This is a genomic window from Streptomyces sp. NPDC051243, from assembly GCF_044455405.1.
In the GTDB taxonomy this organism is placed as follows: Bacteria; Actinomycetota; Actinomycetes; order Streptomycetales; family Streptomycetaceae; genus Streptomyces.
This window is the reverse complement of record NZ_JBITES010000004.1, coordinates 70,736-96,034: the sequence shown is the minus strand read 5'-3', so window position 1 is coordinate 96,034 and position 25,299 is coordinate 70,736. Positions and strand designations below refer to the sequence as shown.

The 25,299-nt window shown below is 68.8% G+C and carries 24 protein-coding genes and 1 riboswitch; of the genes, 12 read left to right on the top strand and 12 right to left on the bottom strand.

Features of this window, described 5'->3' with window-relative positions; all coding sequences use genetic code 11:
• Positions 1 to 65 precede the first annotated feature (65 nt).
• Both dnaB and ACIBAG_RS11000 read left to right on the top strand, forming a co-directional pair.
• The gene (gene dnaB, locus ACIBAG_RS11005; protein WP_399103489.1) at positions 66 to 1,544 is read left to right on the top strand and encodes a replicative DNA helicase; all 1,479 of its coding nucleotides are present in this window, start codon (positions 66 to 68) and stop codon (positions 1,542 to 1,544) included.
• 61 nt (positions 1,545 to 1,605) lie between these two features.
• A complete protein-coding gene (locus tag ACIBAG_RS11000; protein ID WP_399103487.1) occupies positions 1,606 to 2,997 on the top strand; it encodes a serine hydrolase domain-containing protein in 1,392 nt (463 codons plus the stop codon).
• Between the two features lie 49 nt (positions 2,998 to 3,046).
• Here the strand turns inward: ACIBAG_RS11000 and ACIBAG_RS10995 are convergent, their stop codons facing one another.
• Both ACIBAG_RS10995 and ACIBAG_RS10990 read right to left on the bottom strand, forming a co-directional pair.
• The gene (locus tag ACIBAG_RS10995; RefSeq protein ID WP_399103485.1) at positions 3,047 to 3,499 is read right to left on the bottom strand and encodes a GNAT family N-acetyltransferase; all 453 of its coding nucleotides are present in this window, start codon (positions 3,497 to 3,499) and stop codon (positions 3,047 to 3,049) included.
• Between the two features lie 9 nt (positions 3,500 to 3,508).
• Entirely contained in the window at positions 3,509 to 3,967 is a 459-nt protein-coding gene (locus tag ACIBAG_RS10990; RefSeq protein WP_399103483.1) for a MarR family winged helix-turn-helix transcriptional regulator, read from the bottom strand.
• Between the two features lie 145 nt (positions 3,968 to 4,112).
• On the opposite strand from ACIBAG_RS10990, the gene ACIBAG_RS10985 reads away from it, so the two are divergent.
• Together ACIBAG_RS10985 and ACIBAG_RS10980 are read left to right on the top strand one after the other, a co-directional pair.
• Complete coding sequence (locus ACIBAG_RS10985) at positions 4,113 to 5,324, top strand: MFS transporter (RefSeq protein ID WP_399103481.1); 1,212 nt, start codon at positions 4,113 to 4,115, stop codon at positions 5,322 to 5,324.
• 88 nt (positions 5,325 to 5,412) lie between these two features.
• Entirely contained in the window at positions 5,413 to 5,835 is a 423-nt protein-coding gene (locus tag ACIBAG_RS10980; RefSeq protein ID WP_399103479.1) for a heme-binding protein, read from the top strand.
• A gap of 155 nt (positions 5,836 to 5,990) precedes the next feature.
• Here ACIBAG_RS10980 and ACIBAG_RS10975 read toward each other — a convergent pair whose 3' ends face one another.
• Positions 5,991 to 6,857 (bottom strand): GNAT family N-acetyltransferase, encoded by an 867-nt coding sequence (locus tag ACIBAG_RS10975; RefSeq protein ID WP_399103477.1) that lies wholly within the window; start codon positions 6,855 to 6,857, stop codon positions 5,991 to 5,993.
• Positions 6,858 to 7,086: 229 nt separating this feature from the next.
• Between ACIBAG_RS10975 and ACIBAG_RS10970 the strand changes: the two genes are divergently transcribed.
• Positions 7,087 to 7,719, top strand: coding sequence for an HAD family hydrolase (locus ACIBAG_RS10970; protein ID WP_399103475.1), 633 nt, complete (start codon positions 7,087 to 7,089; stop codon positions 7,717 to 7,719).
• Positions 7,720 to 8,134: 415 nt separating this feature from the next.
• Positions 8,135 to 9,901 (top strand): globin domain-containing protein, encoded by a 1,767-nt coding sequence (locus ACIBAG_RS10965; protein ID WP_399103473.1) that lies wholly within the window; start codon positions 8,135 to 8,137, stop codon positions 9,899 to 9,901.
• A gap of 12 nt (positions 9,902 to 9,913) precedes the next feature.
• Here ACIBAG_RS10965 and ACIBAG_RS10960 read toward each other — a convergent pair whose 3' ends face one another.
• The 5 genes from ACIBAG_RS10960 to ACIBAG_RS10940 form a co-directional block, all read right to left on the bottom strand.
• Entirely contained in the window at positions 9,914 to 10,396 is a 483-nt protein-coding gene (locus ACIBAG_RS10960; RefSeq protein ID WP_399103471.1) for an NUDIX domain-containing protein, read from the bottom strand.
• Positions 10,397 to 10,507: 111 nt separating this feature from the next.
• Positions 10,508 to 11,413 (bottom strand): LysR family transcriptional regulator, encoded by a 906-nt coding sequence (locus ACIBAG_RS10955; protein ID WP_399103469.1) that lies wholly within the window; start codon positions 11,411 to 11,413, stop codon positions 10,508 to 10,510.
• A gap of 231 nt (positions 11,414 to 11,644) precedes the next feature.
• The gene (locus tag ACIBAG_RS10950) at positions 11,645 to 12,799 is read right to left on the bottom strand and encodes a cystathionine gamma-lyase (protein WP_399103467.1); all 1,155 of its coding nucleotides are present in this window, start codon (positions 12,797 to 12,799) and stop codon (positions 11,645 to 11,647) included.
• Entirely contained in the window at positions 12,796 to 13,287 is a 492-nt protein-coding gene (locus tag ACIBAG_RS10945; protein WP_399103464.1) for a low molecular weight protein-tyrosine-phosphatase, read from the bottom strand. Before ACIBAG_RS10945 ends, ACIBAG_RS10950 begins: the two co-directional genes overlap by 4 nt.
• A gap of 7 nt (positions 13,288 to 13,294) precedes the next feature.
• Positions 13,295 to 13,672 carry a phage holin family protein gene (locus ACIBAG_RS10940; RefSeq protein WP_399103462.1) on the bottom strand — a complete coding sequence of 126 codons (378 nt, stop codon included), beginning with the start codon at positions 13,670 to 13,672 and terminating at the stop codon, positions 13,295 to 13,297.
• A gap of 60 nt (positions 13,673 to 13,732) precedes the next feature.
• Between ACIBAG_RS10940 and ACIBAG_RS10935 the strand changes: the two genes are divergently transcribed.
• The 4 genes from ACIBAG_RS10935 to ACIBAG_RS10920 all read left to right on the top strand — a co-directional run bounded on the left by ACIBAG_RS10935 (position 13,733) and on the right by ACIBAG_RS10920 (position 16,025).
• Entirely contained in the window at positions 13,733 to 14,050 is a 318-nt protein-coding gene (locus tag ACIBAG_RS10935) for a cupin domain-containing protein (RefSeq protein ID WP_399103460.1), read from the top strand.
• Positions 14,051 to 14,222: 172 nt separating this feature from the next.
• Positions 14,223 to 14,435, top strand: a complete 213-nt coding sequence (locus ACIBAG_RS10930; protein WP_399103458.1) for a DUF5326 family protein — start codon at positions 14,223 to 14,225, stop codon at positions 14,433 to 14,435.
• A gap of 195 nt (positions 14,436 to 14,630) precedes the next feature.
• Positions 14,631 to 15,491 (top strand): IclR family transcriptional regulator, encoded by an 861-nt coding sequence (locus ACIBAG_RS10925; RefSeq protein ID WP_399103456.1) that lies wholly within the window; start codon positions 14,631 to 14,633, stop codon positions 15,489 to 15,491.
• 96 nt (positions 15,492 to 15,587) lie between these two features.
• Positions 15,588 to 16,025: an SsgA family sporulation/cell division regulator gene (locus ACIBAG_RS10920; RefSeq protein WP_031484724.1), complete on the top strand. Its 438-nt coding sequence runs from the start codon at positions 15,588 to 15,590 to the stop codon at positions 16,023 to 16,025.
• Positions 16,026 to 16,309: 284 nt separating this feature from the next.
• Here ACIBAG_RS10920 and ACIBAG_RS10915 read toward each other — a convergent pair whose 3' ends face one another.
• Positions 16,310 to 17,965 carry a YibE/F family protein gene (locus ACIBAG_RS10915; RefSeq protein ID WP_399103454.1) on the bottom strand — a complete coding sequence of 552 codons (1,656 nt, stop codon included), beginning with the start codon at positions 17,963 to 17,965 and terminating at the stop codon, positions 16,310 to 16,312.
• Positions 17,966 to 18,036: 71 nt separating this feature from the next.
• A riboswitch (TPP riboswitch) is annotated at positions 18,037 to 18,226 on the top strand.
• Here ACIBAG_RS10915 and thiC point away from each other — a divergent pair.
• Positions 18,219 to 20,003, top strand: a complete 1,785-nt coding sequence (thiC, locus tag ACIBAG_RS10910) for a phosphomethylpyrimidine synthase ThiC (protein WP_399103452.1) — start codon at positions 18,219 to 18,221, stop codon at positions 20,001 to 20,003. Its footprint overlaps the riboswitch before it by 8 nt.
• A 173-nt stretch (positions 20,004 to 20,176) precedes the next feature.
• Here thiC and ACIBAG_RS10905 read toward each other — a convergent pair whose 3' ends face one another.
• From ACIBAG_RS10905 to ACIBAG_RS10895, 3 genes are all read right to left on the bottom strand, one after another.
• Positions 20,177 to 21,046: a hypothetical protein gene (locus ACIBAG_RS10905; protein WP_399103450.1), complete on the bottom strand. Its 870-nt coding sequence runs from the start codon at positions 21,044 to 21,046 to the stop codon at positions 20,177 to 20,179.
• Positions 21,047 to 21,239: 193 nt separating this feature from the next.
• Entirely contained in the window at positions 21,240 to 22,316 is a 1,077-nt protein-coding gene (locus ACIBAG_RS10900) for a metallophosphoesterase (RefSeq protein ID WP_399103448.1), read from the bottom strand.
• Between the two features lie 286 nt (positions 22,317 to 22,602).
• Positions 22,603 to 23,715: a LacI family DNA-binding transcriptional regulator gene (locus ACIBAG_RS10895; protein WP_399103446.1), complete on the bottom strand. Its 1,113-nt coding sequence runs from the start codon at positions 23,713 to 23,715 to the stop codon at positions 22,603 to 22,605.
• 428 nt (positions 23,716 to 24,143) lie between these two features.
• On the opposite strand from ACIBAG_RS10895, the gene hisC reads away from it, so the two are divergent.
• Complete coding sequence (gene hisC, locus ACIBAG_RS10890; protein WP_399103444.1) at positions 24,144 to 25,223, top strand: histidinol-phosphate transaminase; 1,080 nt, start codon at positions 24,144 to 24,146, stop codon at positions 25,221 to 25,223.
• Positions 25,224 to 25,299: the final 76 nt, after the last annotated feature.

Genomic DNA, 25,299 nt, shown 5'->3' with positions numbered 1-25,299 from the left:
GTGGCGTGCCGTAGAACAGAGGGGCACGGCGAGGGTCCGCTCCGCGGACGGGAGGAGGTGGCTCGGTGAGCATTTCCGAGCCCTTGGACGATCCGTGGGCCGACAGCGGTCCCAGCGATCGTCTGCCCGCCTCCCGACGAAGCGGCAACGGTGGCCGAGGACGCGACGAGCAGCACGACCGTGGCAGGGACAACGGCGAGTGGGACGGCGGCGGCTCGGCCTTCGAGCGGGTACCCCCGCAGGATCTTGACGCCGAGCAGTCCGTCCTCGGCGGAATGCTCCTGTCCAAGGACGCCATCGCCGACGTGGTCGAGGTCCTCAAGGGCCATGATTTCTACAAGCCCGCGCACGAGACGATCTTCCAGGCGATCCTCGACGTCTATGCGAAGGGCGAGCCGGCCGACCCCATCACCATCGCCGCCGAGCTCACCAAACGCGGAGAGATCAACAAGGTCGGCGGCGCCTCGTACCTCCACACCTTGGTCCAGACGGTTCCGACAGCGGCGAACGCCGAGTACTACGCGGAGATCGTCCATGAGCGCGCCGTGCTGCGCCGCCTCGTCGAGGCCGGCACCCGCATCACGCAGATGGGATACGCGGCCGACGACGACGTCGATGAGATCGTCAACCGTGCCCAGGCCGAGATCTACGCGGTCACCGAGCAGCGCACCAGCGAGGACTATCTGCCGCTCGGCGACATCATGGAGGGCGCACTCGACGAGATCGAGGCGATCGGCTCCCGCAGCGGTGAGATGACCGGTGTGCCCACCGGGTTCACCGACCTCGACTCTCTCACCAATGGCCTGCACCCGGGCCAGATGATCGTCATCGCGGCACGTCCGGCCATGGGTAAGTCCACGCTCGCGCTGGACTTCGCGCGGGCGGCCTCGATCAAGCACAACCTGGCTAGCGTCATCTTCTCCCTCGAAATGGGGCGCAACGAGATCGCGATGCGTCTGCTGTCGGCCGAGGCCCGTGTGGCCCTGCACCACATGCGGTCCGGCACCATGACGGACGAGGACTGGACACGCCTGGCGCGCCGCATGCCGGAGGTGTCGGCGGCTCCGCTCTACATCGACGACTCACCGAACCTGTCGATGATGGAGATCCGCGCGAAGTGCCGCCGGCTGAAGCAGCGCAACGACATCAAGCTCGTGATCATCGACTATCTCCAGCTGATGCAGTCCGGTGGTTCAAAGCGATCCGAGAGCCGACAGCAGGAGGTCTCGGACATGTCCCGTAACCTTAAGCTTCTGGCCAAGGAGCTGGAGGTCCCCGTGATCGCGCTCTCACAGCTCAACCGTGGACCCGAGCAGCGCACCGACAAGAAGCCGATGGTGTCCGACCTGCGTGAGTCCGGTTCCATCGAGCAGGACGCCGACATGGTGATCCTGCTGCACCGCGAGGATGCCTACGAGAAGGAGTCGCCCCGGGCGGGCGAGGCGGACATCATCGTGGGCAAGCACCGTAACGGTCCGACGGCGACGATCACGGTCGCATTCCAGGGCCACTACTCGCGGTTCGTGGACATGGCGCAGACCTGATCCGGCTCAGCCGGGTGATATGCGCTCGACTACCGGGAGCCCACCGGGGTGGACTGGGGGCATGACGATTTCCCAGGACGAGTTGCTCCCCGCCACGCGCCGGGCCCTGCTGCACCGCATCGCCACAGCCCAGGCCGAAGGACGCGCCCCCTCGCTGGTCGCCGCCGTCGTGCGGGGCGGCAGGCCCGTGTGGCATGGCTCGCGCACCTCGGTGGACGGGCACGCGCCGGACGAGAACGTGCAGTACCGGATCGGCTCGATCACCAAGACCTTCACCGCTGTTCTCGTCCTGCGGCTGCGCGACGAGGGTCTGCTCGACCTCGGTGACCCGCTGGAGAAGCACGTGCCGGGCACGGGGGCGGGGGAGGCCACCATTGCCGAACTGCTCGCGCACACCAGTGGGTTGGCGGCCGAGTCGCCCGCGCCGTGGTGGGAACGCACCTCGGGATCACTTCGGCCCGAGCTCTCGGACGTTCTGGGCGAGCAGCCCTTCCTGCATCCGTCCGGGCGCCGGTTCCACTACTCGAACCCCGGCTACACGGTGCTGGGCGCGCTGGTCGAGAGGCTGCGTGGGGCTCCGTGGGAGGACGTACTCCGGCGTGAAGTGATCGAACCCCTGGGCCTGAAGCGCACGAGTACGCGACCGCAGGCGCCACACGCGGGAGGCTGGGCCGTGCATCCCTGGGCCGATGTGATGCTTCCCGAGCCCGTCGAAGACCTCGGACGGATGGCGCCGGCAGGTCAACTGTGGTCGACGACAGATGACTTGGCTCGGTTCGCCGTCTTCCTGGCCAAAGGCGACGACCGGGTGCTGAGCGCTGAGTCCGTGCGTGAGATGCGGACACCTGCGGCGCCGCCCGAGGCTGCCGACGTGGCGGAGGGCGCGGCGTACGGCCTGGGGATGCAGATTCAGCACCGGGACGGACGGCTCCTTGTGGGCCACGGTGGGTCGTTGCCTGGCTTCTTGGCGAGTCTGACCATGAGCGTGGAGGACGATGTAGCGGCCGTCGTGCTGGCCAACTGCACCTCCGGACCACTGGTCTCGCTCGTCGCCGCCGACCTTGTCCGTATCGTCGCCGAGGCCGAGCCCCGTATTCCAGAGCCCTGGAGGCCGATGCCTGAGGTCGAGACGGGGGTCCTGGAGTTGGCCGGCCAGTGGTACTGGGGAACGCACCCCTTCGCCCTGCGGCTGATCTCCGACGGACTCGTCTCGCTGGAGCCGCTTTCCGGCAAGGGGCGCCGCTCGCGTTTCCGCCCCAACGGTGACGGCACTTGGACGGGCCTGGAGGGCTACTACGCCGGCGAACTCCTGAAGGCCGTGCGACGGCCGGACGGAGCGCTGGACCACTTGGACCTGGGATCGTTCGTCTTCACACGTCAGCCGTATGACGAGGGGGCCGCCGTGCCGGGAGGTGTGGATCCCGACGGGTGGCGGGGCAGCAGCTCCTTCTGACGGTCCGGTGAGTGGGCCTGTTTCACGTGAAACAGGCCCACTCACCGTTTCACAACTGGATCTTGAAGCCCACGTGTGAGGCCGTGAAGCCGAGCCGCTCATAGAAGCGGTGGGCGTCCGTACGGCTCTTGTCGGAGGTCAGTTGTACCAACTGGCAGTTCTGCCGACGAGATTCCTCGATCGCCCACTCGATGAGCTGCGTGCCCAGGCCGCTGCCGCGTTCGTCAGCGTGGATGCGTACGGCTTCGATGATCGACCTGGTTGAGCCGCGCCGCGACAGCCCGGGAATGACCGTGAGCTGAAGGGTGCCGACGACACGGCCCTCGCGGGCGGCGACAACGAGGTGTTGGTTCGGGTCACTGCTGAGCCGCTCCAGTGCGGCCATGTAGGGGCTCAGGTCGCCAGGTGACTCGCGCTGGGCACCCAGCGGATCGTCCGCGAGCATCGCGACGATCGTGGGAATGTCTTCGGCCACAGCGGGGCGTATCTCAAGATCTCCCATGCTCGCAGCTTATGCGGGAGACGGGAGCGACTCGACGACCCTTACCAGTGGGACCAGTTCGGGATTCTTGGCGGCTTCGTCGAGGGCTTCGCGCAGCGCGGCCTCGTTGGTGGGGCGGGCTTCTTCGAGGAGTTCGAGGCCGGCTTCGGTGACGTCGGTGTAGATGCCTCGGCGGTCGGTGGGGCAGAGGTAGCGGGAGAGCAGGCCGCGGTCCTCGAGTCGGGTGACGAGGCGGGTGGTGGCGCTCTGGCTGAGGACGACCGCGTCGGCGACCTGTTTCATCTGCAGGTGGCCGCCTTCGCCGTTGTGCTGGCGGCTGAGGACGTCGAGCAGGGAGTACTCGCGCACGCTCAGGTCGTGCCCGGTCTGCAGGGCGCGCTCGATGTGCGCCTCGATCCTGCCGTGCAGCAGGGAGAGGGCGCACCAGCCCTGGGCGAGGGCGGTGAGCGCGGGGTCCGTGGCGGTCATGGCGTCGGTGTCCTCCGTCCCGGTGTGGCTGGAGTCAAGGTAGAGCAAGGGCGTAACTGCCTGCGCTTGCAATTATCCCGCGCGTGCAAGTATTGTCATCGAGCGTAAAGCGCTCCTGCAATCTTCTGGAAGGTGTACCCCTTTCATGCCTCTCGCGCTTCTGGCCCTCGCGATCGGGGCCTTCGGAATCGGAACGACCGAGTTCGTGATCATGGGACTGCTGCCCGAGGTCGCGGGCGACTTGGGGGTCTCCATCCCCACCGCCGGGTTTCTGGTGACTGGCTACGCGCTCGGCGTGGTGTTCGGCGCTCCCCTGATGACCGTGCTCGGCACCAAGGTCTCGCGCAAGCGGATGCTGATGGTGCTGATGGGGCTGTTCATCGCCGGCAACCTGCTGTCCGCTGTCGCCCCCGCCTTCGCCGTCATGCTGATCGGGCGTGTGGTCGCCTCACTCGCCCATGGTGCCTTCTTCGGCATCGGCTCGGTCGTGGCGGCCGACCTGGTCGCCCCGGACAAGAAGGCCGGGGCCATCGCGATGATGTTCACCGGCCTGACCGTGGCCAATGTCGTCGGCGTACCGCTGGGCACCTTCGTCGGGCAGTCCGTCGGCTGGCGCGTCACCTTCGGAATCGTCGCCGTCCTCGGCGTGGTCGGCCTTGCGGGCATAGCCAAGCTGGTCCCGGAGATGCCCAAGCAGCAGGGCGTACGCCTGCGCCACGAACTGGCCGCCTTCAAGAACGCCCAGGTTCTGCTCGCCATGGCGATGACGGTCCTGGGGTTCGGCGGCGTCTTCGCGGCCATCACCTACATCGCGCCCATGATGACCCACGTCTCCGGCTTCGCCGACGGCTCCGTCACCTGGCTGCTGGTCCTGTTCGGGCTCGGCATGGTCGGCGGCAACCTGATCGGCGGCAAGTACGCCGACCGCGCGCTGATGCCCATGCTGTACGTCTCCCTGGGCGCCCTCGCCGTCGTGCTCGCGCTCTTCACGCTCACCGCACACAACAAGATCCTCGCGGCGGTCACGATCGCGCTGATCGGAGCCCTGGGCTTCGCTACCGTCCCTCCGCTGCAGAAGCGCGTCCTCGACCAGGCGCACGGCGCCCCTACGCTGGCCTCGGCCGTGAACATCGGCGCCTTCAACCTCGGCAACGCCCTGTCGGCCTGGCTCGGCGGTCTCGTCATCGGGGCCGGTTTGGGCTACACGTCCCCCAACTGGGTCGGCGCCGCCCTCGCCGCGGCCGCGCTGCTGCTCGCGTTCCTCTCGGCCGCACTGGAGCGCCGCGACGGAGGATTCACCAGGACCGTCGTCACGGGCACCGCGCCCGCCGAGCAGCGAGCCGTCGTACACCACTGAGCCGACCCGCGTGCGGGGTCAGGGCCGCCCCCGCACATACGGCCCCCATGCCAGCCACCGCAGCACCACACCGCGAGGAGCCCCCCCCATGAGCACCGCCATTGCCTGCATCCCTCTGACCACCCAGGACGCCGACGTCCTCGTCGCCGCCGCCCATCAGGCTGCCGAGGCCGCCGGGGTGACGGTCAGCGTCACCGTCCTGGACGCCGGAGGCCATCTGCTCGCCTTCCGGCGGGACGACCGAGCCGTGCTGATCTCCGGGGAGACCAGCACCCGCAAGGCCTACACGGCACTCCAGCTCGTCGCCCCCACCGCAGATCTCGTCGACGCCGTACAGCCGGGTGGCCTCTTCCACACCCTGCCCACCGCACTCGATCGGCCGCTGCTCTTCATCGCGGGCGGTGTGCCGATCCGTCGAGACGGTCGGCTGATCGGCGCCATCGGGGTCGGCGGCGGCGCACCCGAACAGGACCACCGCTTGGCGACGGCAGCGATCGAGGCACTCGGCTGACACCACCGCGCTGTCGCGGATGCAGCGCCGGTTCCCAACGGGGCCGGCGCTTCATGTGCGTCCTCACCGACGTGCCTCAGCCTGCCGCCCCGTGTCTCAGCCTGCACCGTGTGCCTCAGCCCCCAGCCGCGTGTCTCAGCTCGCAACCGCGTGCCTCACCCCGCCGCCACCGTCAGCGGAGCGAATCGCCGGGTCCAGTCGCCGGGCAGTTCCGAGATGCCGTACGTCATGACGGCGTTGAAGGCGACGGACGCCAGACCATGGTCCTTCGCCCAGGCCAGCAGCTCCTCGTGGCGTACGTCGATGTCGGTGCGCAAGGGGCGGTCGGTGTGGGCGGCGAGGGAGGCGATGAGTGCCTTCGCGGTAGCTGTGTCGCGGGCGATCAGCGGGCCTACGACCTGCGTGTCCATGTTCGGCCAGGCGCCCGCGTAGCCGACGATCCGGTCGTTCGCCTCGGCGACGCGTAGCTGGTCGGTGAAAGCGGGGAGCCGCGTGATGATGTGCGTGCGGTCGACGCCGAACACCTCTTCATCGAGCCGCACGATCGCGGCCAGGTCCTCGGCGGTCGCCGCACGCGTGGCGACGTCAGGTGCCGAGGGGCCACGGCGGAAGTGCCCCCGCAACATCTCCGCCCGGCCGGTGGCCTTGAAGCCGAGTTCCTCGTAGAGCGGTCGGCCGTTCGGCGTCGCGTGCAGTGTCAGCGGGGTCGTCCCCATCGCGTTGATGACGTGGCGCATCAGCCGGCGTCCGATGCCTCGTCGGGCGTGCCGCTCCGCGACCAGGACCATGCCGATGGCCCCCAGGTCCGGACGGTCCTGAGGCCCGTACTCCGTGACCACACAGGCGCTGACGAGCCCGCCGTCGGGGTCGTCGATGCCGTATCCCCTCCCGGCGGTGAGGAGGAATCCCCACTTGTGTTCCTCACGGGGCCAACCCCGGTCCTCGGACAAGTCGGCGCAGGCGGTGAGGTCGCGAAGCGTCAGACGGCGGATGGGCAGAGCGGCGAGGGAAGGAGTCGGCACGCAGGTCAGGCTGTCTGACGACTGCCCTGGTCGTCCAGCCGTTTCCAGGGAGACGTACGAGCTTTTGGCCATGTCATGGGCCACCGCACAGCGTGCCGAATGACGCCGGGTGTTTCACGTGAAACATGGACGAACGGCGAGCGTCCATCAGTAGGCGGCCATCATGTGCGCGCGGTGAGCGGTCGTCGAGATGTGGGAGCGACAGCCTGTCCGATTAACCTCAAGGCCCATGGCGAGACTTCACCTCTTCGACCTCGACGGAACACTCCTGCACGGAACAACAGCCCCGGTGGAGATATCGCGGCAACTCGGGCTGGAAGCGGAGACCGTGGCGCTCGACCGGGAGATCTCGGCGGGGCTGATCGGGCCGCCGGAGTACGCGACGCGAGTGCACGCACTCTGGGCGGATCTCGCCGAGTCCCATGTCGTGGCGGCTTTCGAGAGTGCTCCTTGGCTGGCCAGGATCCGTGAGGTCTGGGCGGAGATCAGGGGACAGGGCGACTACTGCGCCGTCATATCCCTCTCGCCCTCCTTCTTCGTGGAGCGGCTGACAGCTTGGGGAGCGCATGCGGCGTACGGTTCCCGCTTTCCTGCCGTGCCGTTCACTGAGCCTGTGGATCCGGCGGGAGTGCTCAGCGCCGCAGCCAAGGTCCGTATCGCCGACCGGCTCTGCGAGGAGTTCGGTACGACACGTGCCAACTGCGTCGCCTATGGCGATTCCCTGTCGGACAAGGACCTGTTCGGTGCCGTACCTGTTTCCGTCGCCGTCAACGCGGATCGCCATCTGGCCAGACAGGCGACCCACTCCTACATGGGGATGGATCTGTGGGAAGCCTATGAAGTGGTGCGCATCAGCCGGTAATTGAAGGATCCATCCGTTCGCCGCCTCGCCCAATTCGTGAGAGAGCAAGGGGGGACTTGTGATCGAGGCGTCGGCCGGTAGGGTCGACTCCGGTTCGTTTCCGAGCTGTGATGCAGACTCGCAGCGCGGACCGGCCGCAAGGTAACGCAGCCTAACGGGACGGAGAGATCGAGGACCCGCATTCTCGGGTATGCGGCCAGGGCGCCCACTCGCGGTGGGATGCTTCGGTGAGAGTACTGCGGCCAATGTCACACTCTCGCCTTACTTGTCCGTACTGAGTGTGAATACGGGTTGAATGTGGCCGTATTGGCCACGGTGAAGAACGGGGCAAAGCAAGCCATCACGGGGGCAGCAGGCACCTTCCGACCGGGGAAGTGCGCAGACCGACCGAAAGATGTTCGAGGCGAGGCACACCATGGACGCTCCGACCACCACGTCGGCCGACAACGGCACTTCCGGCGGCGGGGGCGGCTGGTTCACGCCGCGCAAGCAGCCGGCGAAGACTCCGGAAGCTGAACAGGAGACTGCCGAGGGCCGCCGCCTGGCCGCGATGCGCCCGGTCGGCAGGACGGCCACGGGCGCGAGCACGGCCCCGCCGACCCAAGACGGCACACAGCCCGTCATGACGGAGGTCCCGGCCGAGCAGGCCCCCGTGGATGCCGGCTCCGGTCCCGCCGCACAGGACCCCGCCGCGCACCCCGCACCGGAACGAGGCGCACCGGCCGCGGCACCTCCTTCCGCCACCTCTGCCCCGAGTCACATAGCGCCCTCGCTGTTCACACCGGCCTCCGCCGCGACCGCAGACCAACCGGCGTCAGCCCTTGGCCCGGCTCCAGCGCGGTCCTCCAACCTTGCTCCGACTCCGGGCCAGCCCTCGGCTTCTGCCCCGGCACCGGACCAAGAGCCGCCCGCCTCCGTCTTCGTCCCGACCAGGGCCCCGGGCCAGCTGCCCCCCGCCCCCACCCAGACCGCCTCAACCCACTCGGCGATACCGGGCCTCACGTCCATAGCCCCGTCCTCGCCCCAACTGCACGTTCCCGCGCAGCGCCCCGCACCGTCCGAAGCCGCTTCCCCGGACGCCATCCTGATCCGCCGGACGATGGCCGAGGTCGCCCCCGTCGCCGACAAGGTCACCTCTTACTTCTACGCGCTGCTCTTCGTACGCCACCCCGATCTGCGCTCCCTGTTCCCGGCCGCGATGGACACCCAGCGGGACCGGCTGCTCAAGGCCCTTCTCACAGCGGCAGAGCACATCGACAACAAGCCTGTCCTCGTCGAGTACCTGCAGAACCTCGGCCGCGGCCACCGCAAGTACGGCACCCGGGCCGAGCACTACCCGGCCGTCGGGGAGTGCCTCATCGGCGCGCTGAGCAAGTACGCCGAAGGTGTCTGGGACGCGGAGATGGAGGCCGCCTGGGTCCGGGCGTACACGACGATCTCGCAGGTCATGATCGATGCGGCGGCGGCGGACGAACTACGCGCCCCCGCCTGGTGGTATGCGGAGGTCGTGTCGCACGACCTCCGGACCCGGGACATCGCGGTCGTCACCGTCCGCCCCGACCAGCCCTATCCCTTCCTCGCCGGGCAGTACACGATCCTGGAGACGCCTTGGTGGCCGCGGATCTGGCGGCATTACTCCTTCGCCTCAGCGCCCCGCTCCGACGGCCTGCTGACGTTCCATGTGAAGGCCGTGCCCGCCGGCTGGGTCTCCAACGCGCTGGTGCACCGCGCCCGGCCGGGGGACATCATCCGGCTCGGCCCGCCGGCCGGTTCGATGACCGTGGACCACACCACGGACAGTGGTCTGCTCTGCCTGGGCGGAGGTACCGGTATAGCTCCCATCAAGGCGCTGATCGAGGATGTCGCCGAGCACGGGGAACGCCGACCGGTCGAGGTCTTCTACGGCGCCCGCAGCGATACGGACCTGTACGACATCGACACGATGCTCCGACTCCGGCAGTCCCATCCGTGGCTTCAGGTCCGCCCGGTGGTGGACCGGGACGGACTGCTCCAGCTTCCCGATGCCATACGGGAGTACGGACCGTGGACCGAGTACGACGCCTACGTCTCCGGACCGCCGGGCATGATCCGCAGTGGTGTGGACGCGCTGAGAGACATCGGCATCCCGTCCGAGCGCATACGGCATGACTCCGTGGAGGAGCTCGTCGGCGCCGGGAGCTGACCTTCGGTTGGATCAGCCCAGGTCGGGAGCGTGCATCGCGCGTACGCCCTCGATGTTCCCGTCCAGGTAGTGCCGCAGCGACAGCGGTACGAGATGGACGGAGGCGATCCCGACCCGGGTGAACGGCACCCGCACGATCTCGTACTCGCCGATGGGCTCGTCGACCTCCGGACCGTGCCGCAAGGACGGGTCCATCGACTCCAGACGGCAGACGAAGAAGTGCTGCACCTTCACTCCGGTCGCGCCGCCGTCCTCGCCGATGTGCTCGACGGTATCGACGAAGCAGGGCACCACGTCGACGATCTTGGCGCCGAGCTCTTCGTACACCTCGCGGTGCAGGGCGTCGACTACGGTCGCGTCCGTCGCCTCGACCCCGCCCCCGGGCGTGAGCCAGTAGGGATCCACACCGGGCTTGGTGCGCTTGATCAGGATCAGGTCGTCGCCGTCCAGCAGAACGGCGCGGGCGGTGCGCTTGACCACGGGTCGGACGGTCATGGGAGAAATGTGGCCCCGCTGGTTCCACGTGAAACATCGCGAAACGTCACCGGTGGAACTCATGCTGTGATGGCCGGGAGAGGCCGGCTCAAGCCCTGTCGAATGCCCAGCTCAGGCCCAATCGGTAGCAGCCCGCAGCAGCCACTCATGGGCCCTCGCGATATGCGGCATCGCCAGCGTGCCGGTGCGGACCACCAGGAAGTACGTCCGCAGCGGCGGAACCGGCGGATCGTGCAGGGCGACGACATCACCGCGCTCCAGCGCGGCCGCGCACAGATAGCGGGGCAGCACCGCCAAACCCGCGCCCGCGACCGCGCAGGCGAGGACGGCGCGCAGGTCAGGGACGATCACGGTGCCCGGGGCGGCGGGACGGCAGTCGTAGACCGAAGCCCAGTAACGGGAGACGAACGGGAGGGACTCGTGCACCTCCACCACCGGAACGTCTTCCAGCGCGTGTGCTCCCTTGTGGCGCAGCTGCCCCGCTCCGATTCGGTCGATCCAGCGGGGAGCAGCGACGAGCACGTGCTCCTCGTCGCAGAGCGGAGTCGCGGTGAGCAGCGCACCGCGAGGACGGGCCGTACTGATGGCCAGATCATGATGCCCGGCGGCGAGCCCCTCCAGGGTCTCCTCGGCGTTGCCGAAGGATGCGCGCAGCGCGAATCCCTGGCTGTCCTCGCCGGTCAGCTCGGTGAGCGCGGGCAGCGCGCGCTCGGCGGTGAACTCGGGAGGGCCGGCCAGGTGCAGGGTTCGTAACGAGGACTCGTCGTCGAGGCCGGTCTCGGCTATCTCCACCAGGGCGTCGAGATGCGGCGCGGCCTTGTGGGCGAGTTCGTCGCCGATGGTCGTCGGCGTCACCCCACGGGCCTGCCGCAGGAAAAGGGGGCGGCCCAGCTGCCGTTCGAGAGTGCGGATCTGTGAGGTCACGGCCGGCTGCGACAGCCCGAGCAGCGCGGCGGCACGGGTGAAGGAGCCGGCCCGGTGCACGGTCACAAAAGTGCGCAACAGGGCCAGATCCATGCCACACCCTCCCTTTCCCCGCCCTTCTCCCCACCCCCAGGGCAGGGCCCAACTATAAATAAGTCGATAGGTCGCTGTCGCTACTGTGATTGGACACTGACAGAGAGTCAACTAGCCTTGTTCGCGCGGTTCTTCGCGCGCGGAACCGAGGGCGGTCCGAGCCACGAGGGGGGAGGCTCGGACCGCCCGTTCGACGTATGCGGGCACCGGCTGGCGCGGGTAAAGCCCCGCTCACCGCGCTGACTCGTCCAGTGCACTCAGCACATCCGCCACCAGGTCCTCGGGATCCTCCGCGCCGACCGACATACGAATGAATCCCTCCGGTACGGCGTCGCCGCCCCAGCGTCCGCGTCGTTCGGCCGTGGAGCGCACGCCGCCGAAGCTGGTCGCATCGTCGACGAGGCGCAGGGCGTCCAGGAAACGCTCGGCACGCGCACGCGTGGGCAGCGCGAAGGACACCACGCAGCCATAGCGCCGCATCTGCTGCGAGGCGATCGTGTGCGAGGCGTCGCCGGGCAGCCCCGGATAGCGCACCCCGAGCTCCTCCGGCCAGTCCCGCAGCGCCTCGGCGACCGCCAGCGCATTGGCGTTCTGCCGCTCGACACGCAGCTGGAGCGTGGCGAGGGAACGGTGTGCCAGCCAAGCCTCCATGGGACCCGGAATCGCCCCGGCGATCTTGCGCCAGCGCCGTACGGCGCCCATGGCCTCGGCGTCGCGGCCGGAGACGTATCCCAGCAGCACATCGCCGTGTCCCGTCAGCTGCTTGGTGCCGCTGGCCACCGAGAAGTCGGCGCCGAGCTCCAGCGGCCGCTGCCCGAGCGGCGTCGCGAGCGTGTTGTCGACGGCGACGAGGGCGCCACGCGCGTGTGCCTCCGAGACGAGCCGCCGGATGTCGCACACGTCGAGACCGGGGTTCGACGGGGTCTCGATCCACAGCAGCTTCGCGCCGTCCAGGACGCCGAGCTGGGCGTCCCCGCCGGTCGGCGCCGTGCGCACCTCGATGCCGTACGCCTCCAACTGCGCGCCCAGCAGGGGCAGAGCCTGGTAGCCGTCGCTGGGCAGGACGACCGTGTCCCCGGTCCGCAGGTGCGAGAAGAGCACCGACGAGATGGCGGCCATGCCCGAGGCGAAGACGAATGTCTCGACGCCGTCCTCCCCTGGCGCCTCCAACTCGCCGATGGCGCGCTCCAGGTGGGTCCAGGTGGGGTTCTCGTCACGGCCGTAGGTGTACGGCCCCGTGGGCTCGCCCGGCAGGTGGTAGTGGGCGGCGAACACCGGGCCCGGCACAGTGGGCTCGTGCTTGACCGGATCCGGCAGTCCGGCCCGCACCGCGCGCGTGCCGTCCCCGTCGCCGGAAGGCGGCCTCCGCGCCCGCGGGTCGCTCATGCGGCCTGTCCCTCCACCTGCTCGCGGACCGCCGTGAGGAGGCCTGTGCTTGCCGCCTCCACCATCTCGAGGCACTCCTCGAAGCCGTCCCGGCCGCCGTAGTACGGGTCCGGAACATCAAGGTCGTCGCCTGCGGCGGGGTCGTAGGAACGCAGCAGCCGTACCTTCGCGGCGTCCTCCGGCGAGGGCGCGAGGCGGCGCAGAGCCTTGAGGTGGCCGTCGTCGAGGGCGATGACGAGGTCGAGGCCGGCGAACCAGGAGGGCCGGAACTGCCGGGCCGTGTGGCCGCTGTCGTAGCCGTGCTCCTCGAGGACGGAGACGGTGCGCGGGTCGGCAGGGTCGCCCTCGTGCCAGCCGCCGGTACCGGCGCTGTCGATCTCGACCAAGCCGTCGAGCCCGGCCTCCGCCACCCGGGCGCGGAAGACGGATTCGGCCATCGGCGAGCGGCAGATGTTGCCGGTGCAGACGAAGCAGACGCGGTAGGTCATCGGATGCTCAGTCCCCGTCGGGCAGGACGACGTTGAGCGCCCAGGAGACGATCGAGATGATCAGGCCGCCGAGGACGGCCGTCCAGAAGCCGTCGACATGGAAGCTCAGGTCGAGCTTGTCGGCGAACCACGAGGTCAGCAGCAGCATCAGCGCGTTGACGACCAGCGTGAACAGGCCGAGCGTCAGGATGAGCAGCGGCAGGCTCAGGAGCTTGACTATTGGCTTGACCAGGAAGTTCACCAGGCCGAAGATCAGCGCGACGATGAGCAGGGTGCCGATCTTCTTGCCCGTGCTGTCACCGGTGAGGGTGATCTTGTCGAGCAGCCAGACGGCGACCGCCAGGGCGCCCGCGTTGGCGATCGTCTTGACTACGAAATTCTTCATGTGTCTGATCGTGGCAGACGAGATCGGCCACGAGCACTGGGACAAGGGCGGACGACAGCGATGAAGGCATTCCGGCTGGACGAACTGGAGGCGGAGCGCGCCGCCAACGAGGGCGCCTACCTGCAGTTTCTGCGGGAGCGCAACATGTCCGTCGGCCTGTACGCGCTCAACGCCGGCGAGCACGATCCACAGAAGCCGCACAACCAGGACGAGGTCTACTTCGTTGTGAGCGGCCGCGCCCACATCACCGTCGGCATGGAGACCACGCAGGTGGCGCGCGGCAGCGTGGTGTACGTGCCGGCCGGGGTCGCCCACAGGTTCCACCACATCAGCGAGGATCTGCGGGTGCTCGTAGTGTTCTCTCCACCCGAGAGCTGACCGTTGGCCTCAGGGTTCCCTAGGGGTTCGATCAGGGGAGGACAAGGGCTGCGAGGCGTCCGCGCGGGCACCTGCCCGTCCTAGCATCGAGTGCAGGGAATCAGCGGACTCAGCGGATTCGAAGCATCAGGACCCGGCACAGTGACGGGCCGGAGAGGTAAGGACGAGGGCGATGCGTGAAATCTTCGCAGGACTGCCGTGGTGGGTGAAGTGGATCGCGGTGCCGGTCATCGCCCTGGTCGTGTTCGGCGGCCTGATCGCCAGCATCGTCGGTTTCGTCATCGGGCTGCTCTTCAAGGTGCTGGTCTTCGTGGCCCTGGTCGGTGGACTGATCTACGTCGTACGGAAGTTCACGTCGAGCTCCTCGTCGCGCAGCGACTGGTGAGGGTCGTGGGGACAGGGAGGCGGTAACAGGAATCGCCGCTTCCCTCGGCCGAGGGAAGTTTTCCGGGCAGGGCGTCTGCGAGCGGTGGCGGACGAATAGAGTCCGGAAATCGACGCGGGGGACGACCCCGCGAGCGGCGTGCACCCCTCCCGTGTTCCCCGCACGGGCTCCCCCCTCGCGCTCAGGGAGTGACCCTTGGCCACGGTTGACACCGCACCCTCAGAACCCCACGCCCCCATCGGACGCCCGCCTTCCACCGGTCCACAGGTCCCGCGACAGGCGTCCCCGAGACCCCCCGAGCAGCCGCACTCCGCGACGCTCATCGGATCCGTCCAACGTGCGATGCGCCTGCTGGAATGTGTCGCCGGGCACGAGTACGGCGCTCCCGCCAAGCAACTCGCCCGGGAGACGGGCCTGGCGCTGCCCACCGCGTACCACCTGCTGCGCACCCTCGTGCACGAGGGCTATCTGCGTCGCGACAGAGGGCTGTTCTTCCTGGGCGAGGCCGCTGTACGGCTGAGCAGCAGCGGAGCCGAGCAGAAACGTCGCAGCACGGTCGCCGACGCGCTCGCCCAATGCCGTGACGCCCTGGGCCTACCCGTGTACTACGCCCTCTACCGCGACGGCGAGATCGAGGTCATGGGCGTCTCCGACACCCCGGGCAATCCGGCGGTCGAGGAATGGGCCGACTTCCGCGAGACCGGCCACGCGCACGCCATCGGTCAGTGCCTGCTGTCCCAGATGGGCGACGACGCACGCCGGGACCATCTCGACCGCCACCCCGTGCAGGCCATCACCCCGTACACGGTGCGCGACAGCCGCACGCTGCTCCGACGCCTCGAACGGATCCGCCGGATGGAGCCGGTGACCGAGCGCCAGGAGTACGCGCTCGGCACGGTGTGCGCGGCGATCCCGATCACGGTGGGCAGTACGGCCGCGACGATCGCCATTTCCCTGCCCGTTCATCAGGGCGACCGACTGCTGTCGGCGGCACGTCAGCTGCAGGACGAGGTAGGGCGGCTCCTGGGGTCACTCTCGATCTCTATCAGTATGTGAAAACTCACTCCTTGTGATCTCTCGTGTACGTTCAGCAAGATTCCACAGTGTCGGGGTCCGTTCCCGGCCAGTCGAAGGCAAACGACGGGGTAGGCGATGCGCGAGTCCGTACAGGCAGAGGTCATGATGAGCTTTCTCGTCTCCGAGGAGCTTTCCTTCCGCATCCCGGTGGAGCTGCGCTACGAGACCTGTGATCCCTATGCCGTACGGCTGACCTTCCACCTGCCCGGAGATGCCCCGGTGACCTGGGCATTCGGCCGCGAGCTGCTGGTCGACGGGGTGGGCAGGCCGTGCGGGGAGGGCGACGTACGGGTCTCGCCGACCGGTTCCGAGACGCTCGGGGACGTGCTGATCCGGCTTCAGGTCGGCGCCGACCAGGCGCTGTTCCGCTCCTCGGTGGCACCGCTCGTGGCCTTCCTCGACCGCACGGACAAGCTGGTGCCGCTCGGGCAGGAGGGCGCGCTCGCCGACTTCGACGCCCATCTCGACGAGGCTCTGGACCGCATCCTGGCGGAGGAGCAGAGCGCGGGTTGAGACGTCACGGCGGCCAAGGTGGGGGTGGCGTAACGCTTCGCCGGGCGCAAACGGCGTGTGCAGGAGCGCTTCCTCGCGGGGCGTGCTCCGCCTTGCATCGGCTGGGCCGGGCAGCCGGCCACGCCGGATCGGCGGACGCTCCCCGCACAGCTTCCGCCGCCGTCTCGCCACCCCCTACGTCGCCGCAGGGCCTCCCTCGCCGTCTCACCGCCCCCGCCGCCGTCTCACGGCCTCCGGGCGCTGTCTCCCCGCGTCCACGCCGTCTCAGAGCCTCTGCCGTCGTCTCACCGCTTCCGCCGCCGTCCCCGCCCCCCGCGGCCCGGAGCCGGCTGCGCGCCCGCCGGGACCGGCTGGGTGCCATTGGGCGCCGCCCCCTTCTCCGGCCGGTCGGCCGAGACCACCAGGGCCGCGAGAGCCGTGGTGACCGGCACGGAGGCGACCAGGCCGATGGAGCCCACCAGGGTGCGCACGATTTCCTCCGCCACCAGCTCACTGTTGGCGACGGTGCCCACGCCGCTCTGGGCGATCGAGAAGAGCAGCAGCAGAGGCAGAGCGGCGCCCGCGTAAGCGAGGACAAGCGTGTTGACGACGGAGGCGATGTGGTCGCGGCCGATGCGGATGCCCGCGCGGTACAGCCCGCGCCAGCCCATCGTCGGGTTGGCCTCGTGCAGCTCCCAGACGGCGGACGTCTGTGTGACCGTCACGTCGTCGAGGACGCCGAGCGAGCCGATGATGATGCCGGCGAGCAGCAGTCCGCTCATGTCGATCGACGGATACAGCCCGTGAATGAGGCCGGTGTTGTCGTCGGTGTTGCCGGTGAGCGCGGCCCAGTCGATGAACACCGAGCCGAGGACACCGATCAGCAGCAGCGAGATCAGCGTGCCGAGCACCGCCACCGACGTACGGGCCGAGAGGCCGTGGCACAGGTAGAGGGCGATCAGCATGATGGCACTCGACCCCACGACCGCCACGACCAGCGGGTTCGAGCCCTGCAGGATCGCGGGCAGGATGAAGAAGTTGAGCACCAGGAAGCTGATGGCCAGCGAGACCAGCGCCATCACGCCCCGCATCCGCCCGACGAGCACGACGGCGAGAGCGAAGATGCCGGCGAGCACCGCCAACGGAACGCGCCGGTTCACGTCGGTGACCGAGTACTGCAGGTCCTTGGGCGCCGAGGGCTCATAGGCGACCACGACTTCCTGGCCCTCGTGCAACTGCCGTGACTGGTCGGGCTGCACGATCTCCGTGAACGTACGGCCCTTGTCCGTGCCGGTGTCGACGCGGATCGTCGCCTTCTTGCAGGTGCCGTTCTCCTGCTGCACGGCGGAGGAGCCCTCGGCGGTGGAGGTGTCACCGGTCGGGGGCACCCCTGAGGCGCCCACCTCCTTGCAGTTCACCTCGACCACCTTGGTGACCGTGGCCTGCTGAGTCTGCCGGTCGAAGCCGACGCCCGTCCGCTCGTGCGGCGGGGCACCGCCCGGCCACAGCACCGCGAGCCCCACCACCACCGCCGCGGCGAACGGAATCAGGATCGCCGCGATGACCTTGCGCAGGTGCTGGGAGACGGGTGCCGCAGGACCGTGGGCGTGACTGTGCGAGTGCCCGTACCCGCCACCGTCGCCGCCGCCGCCGTGCGAGCCGCCGGACCCGGGCCCGTGTCCATGACCACCGGAATCGTGCCCCTGCCCGTCACCCGGGCCGGGTCCCCGCCCCGGTGAGCCACTGGATTCGGAACCGTGCTCGTGCCAGCCGCCGTGTCCGGCGCCATGATCGTCGCGGGCGTCTCCGGAACCACGGCCGTATCCGCCGTCGTATCTCGCTCCAGGAATCCCCGAACCCCGGCCGTCTGCACGGCCGTTGCCCCGGGCGGGGCCGTTTCCGGCGCCGGATCCGCGGGGCCGCTCGGGCGGTGGGTACGGAGGTTCATGCGTCGTGGTCACCGACCGATCATCGCAAGAACGACCGGGGCCCTCTGTTCAGCGCGCCCGAATTGACGCTAGCGTGGTGCCACCTTTGTACACGCGGGAGCTCGGAGCACCGGGCTGAGAGGGCGCTGACCTCCGTCCCAGCGATGTTTCACATGAAACATCACCCATCGCGAGTGATGTTTCACACGAAACGTCGGCAGACGGAAACCGCTGCGTCGACCGCCGAACCTGTTACCGGGTAATGCCGGCGTAGGGAGTAGGTCTCATGACCAACAAGGACGCACGCACGCCTGCCTCCGTCCAGGACGAGCAGTCCCAGGAGGCCGGGAAGTCCATCGGCTGGCACAAGGCGTATGTCGAGGGCTCACGCCCCGATCTGCGGGTGCCGGTCCGCCAGGTGCACCTCACCAACGGGCAGTCGGTCACGCTGTACGACACGTCAGGCCTGTACACCGATCCACTCGCCGATACCGACGTCCGCAGGGGCCTGCCCCCGCTACGGGAGAATTGGATCATCGCCCGCGGCGACACCGAGGAGTACGCGGGCCGTCCTGTCCGCCCCGAGGATGACGGGATCAAGCACACCTCGCCCCGTGGCGGTCTGCGCAACCTCGACGCGGTCTTCCCCGGACGGCCGCGCCAGCCCCGTCGCAGCCGTGACGGCAAGGCGGTCACGCAGCTCGCCTACGCGCGCCGCGGCGAGATCACCCCCGAGATGGAGTTCGTGGCCATCCGGGAGAACGTTTCTCCCGAGGTGGTCCGCGAGGAGATCGCGGCGGGCCGTGCGGTGCTGCCCGCCAACGTCAACCACCCGGAGATCGAGCCGATGATCATCGGCAAGCGATTCCTGGTGAAGGTCAACGCCAACATCGGCAACTCCGCCGTCACCTCCTCCATCGAGGAGGAGGTCGAGAAGATGACCTGGGCGACCCGCTGGGGTGCCGACACGGTCATGGACCTCTCGACCGGCCGCAACATCCACACCACCCGCGAATGGGTGCTGCGCAACTCCCCCGTGCCGATCGGCACGGTGCCGCTCTATCAGGCGCTGGAGAAGGTCGACGGCCGCGCCGAGGAGCTGACCTGGGAGATCTACAAGGACACGGTCATCGAACAGGCGGAGCAGGGCGTGGACTACATGACGGTCCACGCGGGCGTTCGCCTGCCGTACGTACCGCTCACCGCGAACCGCAAGACCGGCATCGTTTCGCGAGGCGGCTCGATCATGGCCGCGTGGTGCCTGGCGCACCACAAGGAGAGCTTCCTGTACGAGAACTTCGAGGAACTCTGCGAGATCCTCGCCGCGTACGACGTCACGTACTCACTGGGCGACGGCCTTCGGCCCGGCTCGATCGCGGACGCCAACGACGAGGCGCAGTTCGCGGAACTCCGAACTCTCGGGGAACTCAACCGGATCGCGAAGCGTTTCAACGTACAGACCATGATCGAGGGCCCGGGACACGTCCCGATGCACAAGATCAAGGAGAACATCGACCTTCAGCAGGAGATCTGTGATGAAGCTCCGTTCTATACGCTCGGCCCGCTGACCACGGACGTCGCGCCGGCGTACGACCACATCACCTCCGGCATCGGTGCCGCGATGATCGCCTGGTGGGGCACGGCCATGCTCTGCTACGTCACCCCCAAGGAGCACTTGGGCCTGCCCAACCGTGACGACGTCAAGACCGGCGTCATCACGTACAAGATCGCCGCCCACGCGGCCGATCTCGCCAAGGGGCACCCCGGTGCTCAGGAGTGGGACGACGCGCTCTCCGACGCTCGCTTCGAGTTCCGGTGGGAGGACCAGTTCAACCTCGCCCTGGACCCGGACACGGCACGCGAGTTCCACGACGAGACCCTGCCGGCCGAGCCCGCGAAGACGGCCCACTTCTGCTCCATGTGCGGGCCGAAGTTCTGCTCGATGAAGATCTCCCAGGACATCCGCCGCCAGCACGGCGAGTCCCGGGAGGAGATCGAGGAGGGCATGGCTCAGAAGTCGAAGGAGTTCGCGGCGGCGGGCAACCGCGTGTACCTGCCGATCGCGGACTGACGTCGACGTCCTGACCCAGGGCGCCATGCCCAGGTGTCCGGCGCGTGGCCGGGGGCCCGGCGTGCTGCCCGGCTGTTCGGCTTGCGCCTCCCCGAGGAGGTCTCCCCAGGGCTCCGTTGCGGAGGAGGGTCCCCTGACGGGGCTCTCCTACGGCGGGGGCGCAAGCCGAGGGGCTACTCCGGCTGGTGTTCCGGCCCTCCGAAGTCTGGGCTCGTGTAGTCCGGGCTGGAGAAGCTCGGTCGCGGGCCAGGGGAGGAGCCGTCGCCCGGGCTGCTGAAACCCGGGCGGTCATAGCCCAGGTTCGGGATGCGGCCGGCCGGCGTCGACGGTGGCGTACGGTGCAGGGCCGTTGCCGTGCCGGGGTCGGCGAGCGCCTCCCGAAGGAAGGGCAGGATGCCGCGCTCCAGCAGGGCCTCGCGCCAGGCTTCCCTGGCCCGGGCGACCTCCTCGCTCAGTTCGCCGTACGGTCCGCCGTCGAACGCGGGCCGATTGCGCAGGGCGGTGAGCAGGAGCCCGACGGCGGCGACCAGGATCGCGGCCGCCGCCACGGCGCCGAACACCCATCCGGTGGTGAGCATCGTCTGGGCGAAGGCCGGCTCGGGGTCGAACATCTTCAGGATGTAGCCGACGAGCAGGAAGATCGCCGCGGCGGTGCCGGCGAGGACGGGTGCGAGGACGGCGAGAACGGCGACGACGCCGGGACCGGCGGTCTCGGCGACTTCTCCCATGGTGGTGGCGAGCCCCATCGCACCCGTGCCCGACTCGGTGGAGCCGGGCTCACGGGCGGACGACGGGGTGGACGGCGCCGGCTGGCGCAGTTCCTCGCGGACCTTCACGTAGTGCTGGTACTCGGTCGCCGCGGCCGCCGTGATGAGTGCGGAGGCGTTGAGCGCCATGGTGCGCAGCTGTTCGGGGTTGAGCCGCTGTCCGACAGCGACCAGTTCCGGGCGGTGTGGTGCGGAGCGCAGCGCCTCGTCGAGGATCCGCTCGTAGTCCTGGCGGTCCTCGCTGTGCAGGTGCTGCGGAACGCTGTTCATGTGCATCCCCCGATGCTCCGTAGGGCTTGGGGCTCGCATGGCAACGAGCCGTCGGGCAGAAACGGAGGGGAGCCTGCTACGGATAAGCCGATGGTAGAGCGGTGACGGCACACGGTGACAGGGGGTTTGCCAAAATTGGGCCCTGGCCTGCACCGTCCTCCGTCGCTGCGGGACGGGGGGACGCCTGCCCGGTGAACGTTCAGATATCCAGGGGCAGTTGCTGGACCAGCAGCTTTCCGGCCATGGTCACGCCGCCGTCCATCGCGATGGCGAGGCCGTCGGCGTAGACGTGCGGTCCCTCGACCAAGGGCCCGCTGTCGTCGTCGCTCTCCTCGGAGCCGACCTCGCCCAGCAGGTAGGGAATGGGGCTGTGCCCGTGAACGATGCGGGTGCCGCCGTACGTATCGAGCAGGGAGCGCACATGGTCGGCGCCGCCCTCGTCACGGAAGGAGAAGCGCTTGGTGAACTTGCGGAAGAGATCCCAGACTTCGTCGGCGTCGTTGCGGGTGAGCGTCTCGCGGACGGTGTCGTTGACCGCCTCGATCGAGTCGCCGTAGTCGAGATAGGCGGTGGTGTCCGAGTGCACGAGCAGATGGCCGTCGACCTCTTCCATGGCGTCCAGCCGCGCCATCCACTGCAGATGGTGGTCCTGGAGGCGGTCCATGTCGGTCTTCTGACCGCCGTTGAGCAGCCAGGCCGCCTGGAAGGTGGCGGTGCCCGCGCCGGAGTTGACGGGGGTGTCGCCGAACCGCTTGGCGCCGATCAGCAGCAGCTCGTGGTTGCCCATCAGGGCCTTGCAGTAGCCGCCGGCCGCGGCAGCCTCCGCGGACAGCCGCATCACGAGGTCGATGACGCCGATGCCGTCCGGGCCGCGGTCGGTGAAGTCGCCGAGGAACCACAGCCGGGCGGTGCCCGCGCACCAGTTCCCCGCCGAGTCGATGAGGCCCTTCTCCTGAAGGGCGGCCACCAACTCGTCGAGGTAGCCGTGCACGTCGCCTACGACGAACAGCGGGCCGGGGCCGCCCGCCGACTGCGGGGCCGGCAGGGCCGAGGCGTCGACCTGCACCTGAACCGTGTCACCCCGGTTGATGACAGGGAGGTCGCGTTCTGTCGGCGTGTATCCCTCCGGATACGCCTCGTCGAGGAGCGGGACGACGTCGCCGGGGTGCGTGCTGTGGCCGTACGGACCGGTCTCGTGGACGTAAGCGGGCACGCGGAAGTCGCGCAACGTCGCCGTCCGCTCCACCTCGGGTCCCTGACCGGCCCCCTGAGTCATCAGACCCCTCCACCATCGCGCCGCAGCTGCACCGCATCGGACTGCCTGGTCGCAGCGGCCCGCGGTGTCGTGGGCCCATCATAGGAATGCCGATCGCGCCATGTGATGACCCAGGGGTGGTGAATCGGAGCAGGACTCCTGTTCACCGCGGCTTTCGCCCCGATTGGGCAGGGCTTCGGCCGCTCGCCCGCCGTGCTCCCCGTCGCTCGTTGACCTGTTTTCGTCGCTCCGGGACCTGCGCTTCGCTCTCCCCCGAACTGCGTCAGCCAGCTGTATCGAACAGTTCCTAGCGCTCCTCGGGCGACCGTGGCGGGCTGACCGTCGTACGCGGCGGCCGTCGCTGGGACGAGGTACGCACGATCAGCTCGGTCGGTATCACCTGCTCGACCGGATGGTCCGAGTCCACGCCTTCGATGGCGTCGATGAGGAGCTGGACCACGGCCGTGCCGATGCGGCGCGGCTTGAGGGAGAGCGTGGTGATGGGCGGCTCGGTGTTGGCGTAGACGGTCGACTCGCTGCAGCAGACCAGCAGCAGGTCGTCCGGCACGCGCAGACCGTAGCGGCGGGCGGCGGCGAGCAGGTCGGTGCCGTTCGGGTCGAACAGGCCGTAGACGGCGTCGGGACGGTCGGGCCGGGCGAGCAGCCGGTCGGCGGCGACGGCGCCTGCGCACGGGTCGTGCGCAGGGTAGGCCTCGTACACCGGATCCTGGCCGACCCGCTCGCACCAGCGCAGGTACGCGGTGGTCGACAGATGGGTGTAGGTGTCCGTCGTGGTGCCCGTCAGCAGTCCGATCCGGCGGGCGCCCGCGTCGGCCAGGTGGTCGAGGATGCCGAGTACGGCGGCCTCGTGGTCGTTGTCGACCCAGGCGGTGACCGGGAGCGAGCCGGCCGGGCGGCCGTCGGATACGACCGGCAGACCCTGTCTGACCAGCTCGCTGACGACCGGGTCCTGGTCGGAGGGGTCGATGACGACCGTGCCGTCGAGGGCGACGTTCGACCAGACGTCGTGGCGCGAGGTCGCGGGGAGGATCACGAGAGCGTAGCCGCGGGCGAGCGCGGCCGAGGTGGCCGCGCGGGCCATCTCGGCGAAGTACGCGAACTCGGTGAAGGTGAAAGGTTCATCCCCGTATGTCGTCACGGTCAGGCCGATGAGACCCGACTTGCCGGTACGGAGGGTGCGGGCGGCGGCCGAGGGCCGGTAGCCCAGTCGTTCGGCGACCTCGCGAACATGGCGTCGGGTGGCGTCGGGGAGCCGACCCTTGCCGTTGAGGGCGTCGGAGACGGTCGTGATGGAGACCCCGGCAGCGGCGGCCACGTCTCTGATCCCGGCCCGGCCTGGCCGACTGCCTCGGCGTGAGGTTTCCGCGCGGCTCACCTGGTGCTTCCCTGCTGCTGTCATGGCGAGCCGATAGTAGGGCTCATGCGGTGGGGTAGTGCGGACGCATATGCACTCGTTGACAGGCACGTTTCTGCAAGGTCATCAGACGTCAAACTCATTAGAAAGCAAGGGAGTTGAACGATCCAATAGTAGGACGTGTCTTGTCGGCACGTATGAGCCTGCCAAGTGCCCGATGTTTCGAAGAGGTCTCAACTCACCTTCACGAGGGATGCGCGCCACGGCGTGAGCCACCGGCGCGTAGATATATGTGTGATGCGCCCCCCAATTCGTACAGCTTCGTACAGCGATGCCCCTGATGCAGGTGTGACTGAAGGGGTCCGCACTCGAGGACGTCTCACCTGTACGCATCGGCGCCGAATCCTCATAAGGTGAGGAGTATTGGAGCCGGCGGTGATGACGGGCCGCCGGTGGTCGCGAGGAGGACTGCGGTGAGCGAGACGAGCCCCAAGCTGCGCGCCGAGCTGGAGGGTATCCCCACCTACAAGCCGGGCAAGCCTGCCGCGGCCGGTGGTCCGGTGGCCTACAAGCTGTCCTCCAACGAGAACCCCTATCCGCCGCTGCCCGGCGTGATGGAGTCCGTGACCGCAGCGGCCTCGTCGTTCAACCGCTACCCGGACATGATGTGCACGGGGCTGATGAACGAGCTTTCCGAGCGCTTCGGCGTGCCGGCCTCCCACGTGGCCACCGGCACCGGCTCGGTCGGCGTCGCCCAGCAGCTGCTGCAGGCCACCTCCGGGCCCGGCGACGAGGTCATCTACGCCTGGCGGTCCTTCGAGGCGTACCCGATCATCACGCAGATCAGCGGCGCCACCTCGGTGCAGGTACCGCTGACGCCCGGTGATGTGCACGACCTGGACGCGATGGCCGCCGCCATCACGGACCGGACCAGGCTGATCTTCGTCTGCAACCCCAACAACCCGACCGGCACGGTGGTGAAGCGGGCCGAGCTGGAGCGGTTCCTCGACCGGGTGCCCGGCGACGTGCTGGTCGTGCTCGACGAGGCGTACCGCGAGTTCATCCGGGACCCCGAGGTGCCGGACGGCGTCGAGATCTACCGTGAGCGGCCGAACGTCTGTGTCCTGCGGACGTTCTCCAAGGCGTACGGCCTCGCCGGGCTCCGTGTCGGCTTCGCGATCGCCCAGGAGCCGGTCGCGGCGGCGCTGCGCAAGACGGCCGTGCCCTTCGGCGTGAGCCAGCTCGCGCAGGACGCGGCCATCGCCTCGCTGCGTGCCGAGGACGAACTCCTCGGTCGGGTCGGCTCGTTGGTGTGCGAGCGCAACCGCGTGGTCGACGGGCTGCGCGCTCAGGGCTGGACGGTTCCCGAGACACAGGCCAACTTCGTGTGGCTGCGACTGGGGGAGCGCACGGTCGCCTTCGCGGCGGCGTGTGAGGAGCACGGTGTCGTGGTCCGACCGTTCCCGGGCGAGGGTGTGCGGGTGACGGTCGGGGAGGCCGAGGCGAACGACATCTTCCTCAAGGTGGCGGAAGGGTTCCGGAAGGAGCTGTAGGGCTCCGCGGTCTCGGTCGGGCTTCGGCGAGTTCGGGCTTTCGACGAGTCCGCCCGTCTTGCGTTCAGACGTCTTG